Genomic DNA, 1,950 nt, shown 5'->3' with positions numbered 1-1,950 from the left:
ACTAACCGAAAGTCCCAATGCCGTAAGCCCCCTAGCCCCCAGTGGGGGAATAGATGGTGGTGATGCTGGTGATGCTTCGGCTACGCTCAGCAACCAAACTGGTGATGCTGGTGATGCTTCGGCTACGCTCAGCAACCAAACTGGTGATGCTGGTGGTCCACAAGTGCCACAGGGTGACAATGGCGGTGAGGATGGTAATGTTAGGGAGGACACTAACATTGACGTGAAGAGTGTCACGAGGAAAAGGAAATAATTTTAATTTTTAATTTTATGGGAACGAAAAATAGTAAAACAGCCCCCCAGCCCCCAGTGGAGTCTGGTGCTGATGCTGAGAAAGAAGCTGCGGATAAGGCTGCTGCTGAAAAGGAAGCTGCTGCTAACAAGGCTGCTGCTGAAAAGGAAGCTGCCGAGAAAGAGGCTGCTGAAAAGGAAGCTGCTGATAAAGCTGCTGCGGATAAAGCTGCCGCTGATAAGGCTGCTGCGGATAAGGCTGTTGCTGATAAAGCTGCTGCTGATAAAGCTGCTGCTGATAAGGCTGCTGCTGAAAAGGAAGCTGCCGAGAAAGAGGCTGCTGAAAAGGAAGCTGCTGATAAAGCTGCTGCGGATAAAGCTGCCGCTGATAAGGCTGCTGCGGATAAGGCTGTTGCTGATAAAGCTGCTGCTGATAAAGCTGCTGCTGATAAGGCTGCTGCTGAAAAGGAAGCTGCCGAGAAAGAGGCTGCTGAAAAGGAAGCTGCTGATAAAGCTGCTGCGGATAAAGCTGCCGCTGATAAGGCTGCTGCGGATAAGGCTGTTGCTGATAAAGCTGCTGCTGATAAAGCTGCTGCTGATAAGGCTGCTGCTGAAAAGGAAGCTGCCGAGAAAGAGGCTGCTGAAAAGGAAGCTGCTGATAAAGCTGCTGCGGATAAAGCTGCCGCTGATAAGGCTGCTGCGGATAAGGCTGTTGCTGATAAAGCTGCTGCTGATAAAGCTGCTGCTGATAAGGCTGCTGCTGAAAAGGAAGCTGCCGAGAAAGAGGCTGCTGAAAAGGAAGCTGCTGATAAAGCTGCTGCGGATAAAGCTGCCGCTGATAAGGCTACTGCGGATAAGGCTGTTGCTGATAAAGCTGCTGAGACGCCCCTTCGACAGGCTAAGGCTGCTGCTGAAAAGGAAGCTGCCGAGAAAGAGGCTGCTGAAAAGGAAGCTGCTGATAAAGCTGCTGCGGATAAAGCTGCCGCTGATAAGGCTACTGCGGATAAGGCTGTTGCTGATAAAGCTGCTGAGACGCCCCTTCGGCAGATCAGGCTGCTGCTGAAAAGGAAGCTGCCGAGAAAGAGGCTGCTGAAAAGGAAGCTGCTGATAAAGCTGCTGCGGATAAAGCTGCCGCTGATAAGGCTGCTGCGGATAAGGCTGTTGCTGATAAAGCTGCTGCTGATAAAGCTGCTGCTGATAAGGCTGCTGCTGAAAAGGAAGCTGCCGAGAAAGAGGCTGCTGAAAAGGAAGCTGCTGATAAAGCTGCTGCGGATAAAGCTGCCGCTGATAAGGCTGCTGCGGATAAGGCTGTTGCTGATAAAGCTGCTGCTGATAAAGCTGCTGCTGATAAGGCTGCTGCTGAAAAGGAAGCTGCCGAGAAAGAGGCTGCTGAAAAGGAAGCTGCTGATAAAGCTGCTGCGGATAAAGCTGCCGCTGATAAGGCTGCTGCGGATAAGGCTGTTGCTGATAAAGCTGCTGCTGATAAAGCTGCTGCTGATAAGGCTGCTGCTGAAAAGGAAGCTGCCGAGAAAGAGGCTGCTGAAAAGGAAGCTGCTGATAAAGCTGCTGCGGATAAAGCTGCCGCTGATAAGGCTGCTGCGGATAAGGCTGTTGCTGATAAAGCTGCTGCTGATAAAGCTGCTGCTGATAAGGCTGCTGCTGAAAAGGAAGCTGCCGAGAAAGAGGCTGCTGAAAAGGAAGCTGCTGATAAAGCTGCTG

Annotated in this window: 1 protein-coding gene and 2 pseudogenes; all 3 read left to right on the top strand. The window is 51.5% G+C overall.

Going from position 1 to position 1,950, the window contains the following annotated elements:
- A partial coding sequence (locus tag EGI31_RS14775) for a hypothetical protein (RefSeq protein ID WP_255037950.1) occupies nucleotides 1–253 on the top strand: 253 nt, incomplete at its 5' end.
- A gap of 17 nt (nucleotides 254–270) precedes the next feature.
- A pseudogene (locus EGI31_RS25435) lies at nucleotides 271–1,260 on the top strand (histone H1-like repetitive region-containing protein); the annotation flags it as partial.
- Nucleotides 1,261–1,352: 92 nt separating this feature from the next.
- Nucleotides 1,353–1,950 (top strand): annotated as a pseudogene (locus tag EGI31_RS25550) (histone H1-like repetitive region-containing protein); the annotation flags it as partial.

The sequence above is a fragment of the Lacihabitans soyangensis genome (assembly GCF_024343775.1).
In the GTDB taxonomy this organism is placed as follows: domain Bacteria; phylum Bacteroidota; class Bacteroidia; order Cytophagales; family Spirosomataceae; genus Leadbetterella; species Leadbetterella soyangensis.
This window is presented reverse-complemented; position numbering and strand designations above follow the sequence as displayed.